Origin of the sequence: uncultured Methylobacterium sp. (assembly GCF_964242245.1) — a bacterium.
Lineage (GTDB): Bacteria > Pseudomonadota > Alphaproteobacteria > Rhizobiales > Beijerinckiaceae > Methylobacterium.
On the sequence record NZ_CAXTBY010000021.1, the window covers coordinates 42,534 to 49,180 of the forward strand.

A 6,647-nucleotide genomic window follows, 5' to 3' on the forward strand; every position below is an offset into this window, starting at 1 on the left:
GATGTGATCGTGATCGGCCGAGGCCGACGCGTGACTCGGGCTGCACCTAAGCCTCACGCACTCTCACGCACTCACGTCCGAACCCGCGCGATCTGCGCGCCGCAGCGGGCGAGCTTGGCCTCCAGCGCCTCGAAGCCGCGGTCGAGGTGGTAGACCCGGTTGATCTGGGTCTCGCCCTCGGCAGCCAACCCCGCGATGACCAGGGAGACCGACGCGCGCAGGTCGGTGGCCATCACCGGCGCGCCCTTGAGCCGCTCGACGCCCTCGACGACGGCGAGATCCCCTTCGAGCCGGATTTTTGCGCCCAGGCGCGCCAGCTCCTGCACGTGCATGAAGCGGTTCTCGAAGATGGTCTCGCGGATGCGCGACTGGCCGTTGGCCAGCGTCATCAGCGCCATGAACTGCGCCTGCAGATCGGTGGGGAAGCCCGGGAACGGGTCGGTGGTGATGTCGACGGCAGCGATGCCGGCGCCGTTGCGCCGCACCCGGACGCCGCCGGCCACCGGCGCGATCTCGGCGCCGGTGGTGGCGAGGATGTCGAGCGCCGCGTGCAGCAGGTCGGCGCGGGTGTTCTCCAGCACCACGTCGCCGCCGGCCATCGCCACCGCCATGGCGTAGGTGCCGGTCTCGATCCGGTCCGGCAAAACCTCGTGGCGGGCGCCGTTCAGCCGGGCCACGCCCTCGACGACGATCCGCGGCGTGCCGGCGCCCTGGATGCGCGCGCCCATCTTGGTGAGGCACTCGGCCAGATCCACCACCTCCGGCTCGCGGGCGGCGTTGGCGATCACCGTGGTGCCGTAGGCGAGCGCCGCCGCCATCAGCGCCACGTGGGTGCCGCCGACCGTGACCTTCGGGAAGTCGATCTCGGCCCCGCGCAGGCCGTTCTTCGTTCTTGCGACGACGTAGCCGGCATCGATCTCGATCTGGGCACCCAGGCGCTCCAGCGCCATGATCAGGAGGTCGACGGGCCGCGTGCCGATGGCGCAGCCGCCGGGTAGGGAGACCTTGGCCTCGCCGAAGCGCGCCAAGAGCGGCGCCACCACCCAGAAACTCGCCCGCATGGTCGAGACCAGCTCGTAGGGCGCCGTGGTGTCGATGACGTTCGAGGCGGTCAGCCGGATGGTCTGTCCGGTCTCGGTGGTCTGCCCCGGGCGCTTGCCCACCACCATGTGGTCGACGCCGTGGTTGCCGAGGATGCGCGTGAGCGCGGCGATGTCGGCGAGCCGCGGCACGTTGGCGAGTTCCAGCGTGTCGCCGGTGAGCAGGCTCGCGATCATCAGCGGGAGCGCGGCGTTCTTGGCCCCCGAGATCGGGATCGTGCCGTGGAGGGCTGCGCCGCCGGTGATGTGGATGCGGTCCATCGTCTCGTGATCCTCGGGCGCCGCGCACGCGTCGCAGTGCCGCTCTTCCCCGCATTCGGGGTCCATGCTTGGCGGCAGCCTATAGGCGAGTTTTGTCCGAAAGGGGACCGGGGCTTAAGCGTTCCTCGGGAGGCGTCGCGGCCCTCGACCGGAGAGCGACGCCTTCAGGGACGCGCGAGCCTCACGATCGCAATGGCGAGCCCACTCACGCCAGCCAGGAGTGCGGCCATGAGCGCGATCATCTGCCAGACGGTCGGGATGTTGGACACCTTCCCGTCGATCGTTCCGATCTTCGCCTCGATCGGCGTCAGCTCGGATTTCGATACTTTGGAATCCAGCTTGGTATCGATGGCGATCAACCGACTTTCCAGCATCCCGAACCGCTTCTCCGTGTCGAGCCGCGCTGCCGCGATCGACGTCTGGATGTCGTCGAGCTTGGCGAACAGTTTTTTCCATGCCCTTTTCAAGGGCGGCCACCCGGCGTTCCATGTCGTCTGATGTGCCTCCCCCGTTGCCGCCGGACAAGGAGGGGGTCGCGCGCGGCTCATCCGCCTCCACTTCCGTTCCCGACTCCTTTCCGACGACACGAATACTTAGTCATCGCCCGTCATCCCTCGTGCCTCCGCCCATGCGAGCAGCGGCTCGCGACCGAAGCTGTAGGTGCAACCGCAGTTCGAGCACACGAGAAGCCACTGACGATAGCGTTTTTCGCGATTAGTATCGTAATTTATGCTGTAGATGAATGGATGATAATCGCCTTTTAGCTTCTCTACAACCTCGAACGCTTCAGTTTTGCAAACCGAACAATGAAAATCGGGCGCCACTTCGTCAAGGAATGCGCTCGCCATCCTGACGAAGTGCTGTGATGCACGCGGATCGTCATCGTTCGTGTCCATCGCGCGGGCAAACTCTCAGTCGTCATCGCTTCGGGCTAGCCTCCGATGCGATGGAACGTGCGAATCTGACCGTGACTTGTTTTTCACAGCTTGCCCAGACGGATTCCCCGGGGACGAATCCGAGCCTCCGGAAGCGTCGCCGCCGCTCGAAACTTCAGGCTCCGCCCGCCCGCGGACCTGGAGCTTCCGCCGCCGCAGGTTTTCGCGCAGCGCCGCCTTGAGGCGTTGCGTGCGGGCGCCGTCGTTGCCTGCGGTCATGATTCACGCGACCCATCGTCGCCTTCGACTCGTAAAGCCCATCCCCGCGCCTCACAATGGTGTCGAGGGCGGTGCAAGGCAGGACTGTCTCCGCCTTCTTGAACCGATTCCAGATCCGCCTGTATCTTTCGTTCGACGGCTCGCCGACAGGCCGCCGGATTCTTCGCCTTCCACCCAAGGCGCGATCGGGCGCGCCGGACCCCGGTGGGGTCGCGAACCGCACCGAGGGTATCGAGGCCCTGTCCGCCTCGACGATCCCGCGCCCGGACGCCCGCGCCGCCCGGCCAGCCACCGCCCAAGGACCTAGCATGCCCGAGCCCCGGCCCGCCGCCTCGATCTCCCCCCCGACGCAGTGCCAGGGGTCGGGGACCGACTACGAGGCCCACTTCCGCGGCGCGCTGGAGCGCCTGCACGGCGAGCGGCGCTACCGGGTGTTCGCCGACATCGAGCGGATCGCGGGCCGGTTCCCGATCGCCCACTGGCGCCGGCCGGACGGCGCGACCAGCGAGATCACGGTGTGGTGCTCGAACGACTACCTCGGCATGGGCCAGCACCCGGAGGTGGTGGCCGCGCTCACCGAGACGGCGCGGCGCTGCGGCGTCGGCGCGGGCGGCACCCGCAACATCGCCGGCAACACCTCGCCCCTGGTCGACCTCGAGCGGGAACTGGCCGACCTCCACGGCAAGGAGGCCGGCCTCGTCTTCACCTCGGGCTACGTCTCGAACCAGGCCGGCATCTCGACGATCGCCAAGCTGATCCCCGACTGCCTGATCCTGTCGGACGCGCTCAACCACAACTCGATGATCGAGGGCGTGCGCCACTCGGGGTGCGAGAAGCGCGTCTTCCGCCACAACGACCTCGCACACCTCGAAGAGCTGCTGATCGCGGCCGCCGGGCGCAACGCGCTGATCGTGTTCGAGAGCGTCTACTCGATGGACGGTGACGTGGCGCCGGTCGGCGCGATCTGCGCGCTGGCCGAGCGCTACGGCGCGATGACCTACCTCGACGAGGTCCACGCGGTCGGCCTCTACGGGCGCCGCGGCGGCGGGATCGCGGAGCGCGACGGGGTGATGCACCGGGTCGACGTGATCGAGGGGACGCTGGCCAAGGGGTTCGGCTGCGTCGGCGGCTACATCACCGCCTCCGCCGCGCTCTGCGACGCGGTGCGCAGCTTCGCGCCGGCCTTCATCTTCACCACCGCGCTGCCGCCGGCGATCGCGGCGGCCGCCCGCGCCTCGGTGCGCTACCTCAAGCGCTCGAGCGCGGAGCGGGACGCGCACCAGCGCCAGGCCGCCCGCACCAAGGCGGCGCTGGAGGCCGCGGGCCTGCCGGTGCTGCCCACCGACACCCACATCGTGCCGGTGATGGTGGGCGACGCCGAGCTGTGCAAGGCGGCGGCCGACCACCTGCTGGAGCGCCACGCGATCTACATCCAGCCGATCAACTACCCGACCGTTCCGCGGGGAACCGAGCGCCTGCGCATCACCCCCTCGCCGTTCCACGACGAGGCCCGCATCGCGGCGCTGACCGCGGCGCTGGTCGAGACCTGGGACACCCTCGACCTGCCGCGCGCCGGCGCGGTGTTCGCGCAGGCCGCGGAGTAGACCGGCGCGCGCTCAGTTCGACTTGGGCTTCCGGCTCGGGAACCAGCCGTGGGCCTCGCCGGCTTCCGCGATCTTGGCCTGCATCTCCCCGGTCAGCGTGCCGAGCCACTGCCGCATGCCGGTCAGCGTCGCCTGCGCCAAGTCCGGCTGCGCCCTGACGAGGCTGCGGCCCGCCGGCGTGTCGTAGAAGGCGGCGATCGCCTGGAGGTCCGCCTTCGAGAGCACCGCCGCGTAGGCGAGCGCCTGGATTCCGAGCAACTCGTCGTAGTGCGCGGACAGGATCGGCATGATCACCTCCCGCACCATGACCTGCGCCCGCTCGGGCTCCTTCAGGCCCATCTGCTGCACCATCCCGATCATCGGGACGCTCATCGAGTCGAGCAGCGCCGCGCGGTCGCCCTGGGCCCGCTTCACGACCTCGCGGGCCGCCGCCAAGCGCTCCGGCTCGACGCTCGCCTGCGGCGCGGCGGGGGCCGGCGCCTGCGCCCGAGCCGGGCCGCACATCACCGCGCCGAGGCAGGCGAGGCCGAGGAGGGCGGACATGCGCATGGGTCGGCTCCGTTCGATGCCGGACCCGTCGTACCGGGCTCGCGCTCCGGCGCAAGCCCCGCGGCCGGGTGACGGCCCCCGCGGTGGTGCCTGCCCCCACCGCGCCGGGCCTTGCCGGAGGCGTTGCATCGGCGCCCGTGATCGGCTGTGACTCGCCCGCGCGAATCGGCCGGGGCGTCAATCGACGCATCAAGCAGCAGGAGAACGACGCGGCATGTCGGGTGGTCACGGGGCGGTCGAGGGTTCGAACCGGCGCGTCGCGCTGCTGATCTCGGTGCTGGCCTTGTGCCTCGCCCTCAGCGAGACGCTGGGCAAGGCGGCGCAGACCGAGGCGATCGGCGCCAACGTTGAGGCGGCCAACCAGTGGGCGTTCTTCCAGGCCCGCACCATCCGCGCCACCGTGCTCCGGACCGCCGACGAGGCGCTGGCGCTGATCCCGGCGGGGAGCAGCGACGCTGCGGTGCAGGCCAAGCGCGCCGAGTGGGCCAGGACCATCGCCCGCTGGGAGTCCGAGCCCGCCACCGGCGAGGGCCGCAAGGAGCTCGCCGAGAAGGCCAAGGCCGCGCAAGGTGCGCGCGACCTCTCGCTGCTGCGCTACCACCACTACGAGCTGGCCTCGGCCGCCTTCCAGATCGGCATCGTGCTGGCCTCGGCGGAAGTCATCACCGGCATCGTCGCCCTGGTCTTCGCCGGCGGGTTTTTGGGCGTTGCCGGCGCCGCGATGCTGGGCTTCGGATTTTTCGCGCCGCAGGTGCTGCCGTTCCTGCATTGAGCCCGCGGGGTCCGGCCGGGTGGTAGTGTCTCAGTTTGAATTTTCCCTCGCCGCATGTCGCATCGCTGCCCTAGCTTGCGTGATGCTCAAAACCTTTCCGTTTGCATGAATGACAGCGTGACAGTTGGGGCATACTGGTCGCAGATCCTTGATAGGGTCTAATTTGTACTGCTTGCCAATCGTAGATAAAGGCTTTAGATGATGAACATGAATAAAGTTTAATAAACTAGAGCCGTACATCTTTCCAAAACTCATACGGCAGACAGAGCAATTTGTTCCATAATGTTCGATGCACCTTTTCCGAGCGCCGTTATCGCGCTCATATTTATTGACTACTACCGTAGTTTTTGCTCCTTCAAGAAACGACCCTTCATTTTGGATTTCGTCGGGATATAGAGAAGCGCCAGAATAAGATAAATTTGCCCAAACAGTAATCCATGGATTGCCCCATCCTGCTGGAGACCTCACTCGATCCAATTTTAACAAAGATCGGTTGTATTTCCGTTTTTCTAAATGCCTGCCTATAAAACTTGACGACGTAAATACCGTCCCTGTACCCTTGCCTCCAAGTCCATATCTTTCGATGATTGCGGCCCAGGTTTTAGGGTATAAATCCAAAAACCGTTCTATAAATTGCGCTGATGTAAATGATGAGCTCTCAAATTCTTTGAGTGCACGGTCAATGCGTGCATCGACTCGGGAGTTGGGACCATGTAAATCCATTGGGCATTATTCACTCTTTGGAAACAGGTAGGCGTGTGACGGTAAGTCTTCCACGTCGCACTCAATAGGATCATCGCTAAGACCAGTCACGTGCACAGCACGCGGCAGGGACGGATCAGCTTCGAGCCACCGATAAACCATATCGCGGATGAAGAATGGCGAGTCTGAAATGTCATCTGCTAGCGTGACGGTCCCCGAAAACTGCGATCCGGGTGGAACACCGACGAGCCGAAACGTCACCATGTCGAACCCCTCCTGCTTGGCGCCAAGCATACTTCAGCGGGAGGGATCGTACGAGGGGCCGGAACGGGAACGCGAGGCTCAACCGTTCGAGATCAAATTTCAAGCTGAGACACTACCGGCCGGGTGGGCGGCTGGACGTCGCCCCCGCGATCCTGTCTCATCCGAAAAAAGCAGCGTCCGGGAGGAGCCATGGCCGACGACCCCGAATCCCAGGGCCGCCTGACGCGGGCGTCGAGCTTCG

7 protein-coding genes are annotated in these 6,647 nt (G+C 66.4%); 3 read left to right on the forward strand and 4 right to left on the reverse strand.

Annotated elements, in window-relative coordinates; translation table 11 throughout:
- Positions 1-71: 71 nt before the first annotated feature.
- Positions 72-1,361 (reverse strand): UDP-N-acetylglucosamine 1-carboxyvinyltransferase, encoded by a 1,290-nt coding sequence (murA, locus tag ACFE8Y_RS07485; RefSeq protein WP_375463765.1) that lies wholly within the window; start codon positions 1,359-1,361, stop codon positions 72-74.
- 228 nt (positions 1,362-1,589) lie between these two features.
- Here murA and ACFE8Y_RS07490 point away from each other — a divergent pair, with 228 nt between their 5' ends.
- Positions 1,590-1,859, forward strand: coding sequence for a hypothetical protein (locus ACFE8Y_RS07490; RefSeq protein WP_375463766.1), 270 nt, complete (start codon positions 1,590-1,592; stop codon positions 1,857-1,859).
- 95 nt (positions 1,860-1,954) lie between these two features.
- Here the strand turns inward: ACFE8Y_RS07490 and ACFE8Y_RS07495 are convergent, their stop codons facing one another.
- Positions 1,955-2,257: a hypothetical protein gene (locus ACFE8Y_RS07495; RefSeq protein WP_375463767.1), complete on the reverse strand. Its 303-nt coding sequence runs from the start codon at positions 2,255-2,257 to the stop codon at positions 1,955-1,957.
- A 566-nt stretch (positions 2,258-2,823) separates the two neighbouring features.
- On the opposite strand from ACFE8Y_RS07495, the gene hemA reads away from it, so the two are divergent.
- On the forward strand, positions 2,824-4,119 hold the full coding sequence (hemA, locus tag ACFE8Y_RS07500; RefSeq protein WP_375463768.1) for a 5-aminolevulinate synthase: 1,296 nt from the start codon (positions 2,824-2,826) through the stop codon (positions 4,117-4,119).
- A gap of 12 nt (positions 4,120-4,131) precedes the next feature.
- Here hemA and ACFE8Y_RS07505 read toward each other — a convergent pair whose 3' ends face one another.
- Positions 4,132-4,668, reverse strand: coding sequence for a DUF2059 domain-containing protein (locus ACFE8Y_RS07505; protein ID WP_375463769.1), 537 nt, complete (start codon positions 4,666-4,668; stop codon positions 4,132-4,134).
- A gap of 214 nt (positions 4,669-4,882) precedes the next feature.
- On the opposite strand from ACFE8Y_RS07505, the gene ACFE8Y_RS07510 reads away from it, so the two are divergent.
- Positions 4,883-5,440: a DUF4337 domain-containing protein gene (locus ACFE8Y_RS07510; RefSeq protein WP_375463770.1), complete on the forward strand. Its 558-nt coding sequence runs from the start codon at positions 4,883-4,885 to the stop codon at positions 5,438-5,440.
- Positions 5,441-5,470: 30 nt separating this feature from the next.
- Here the strand turns inward: ACFE8Y_RS07510 and ACFE8Y_RS07515 are convergent, their stop codons facing one another.
- The gene (locus ACFE8Y_RS07515) at positions 5,471-6,163 is read right to left on the reverse strand and encodes an HNH endonuclease (protein ID WP_375463771.1); all 693 of its coding nucleotides are present in this window, start codon (positions 6,161-6,163) and stop codon (positions 5,471-5,473) included.
- Positions 6,164-6,647: the final 484 nt, after the last annotated feature.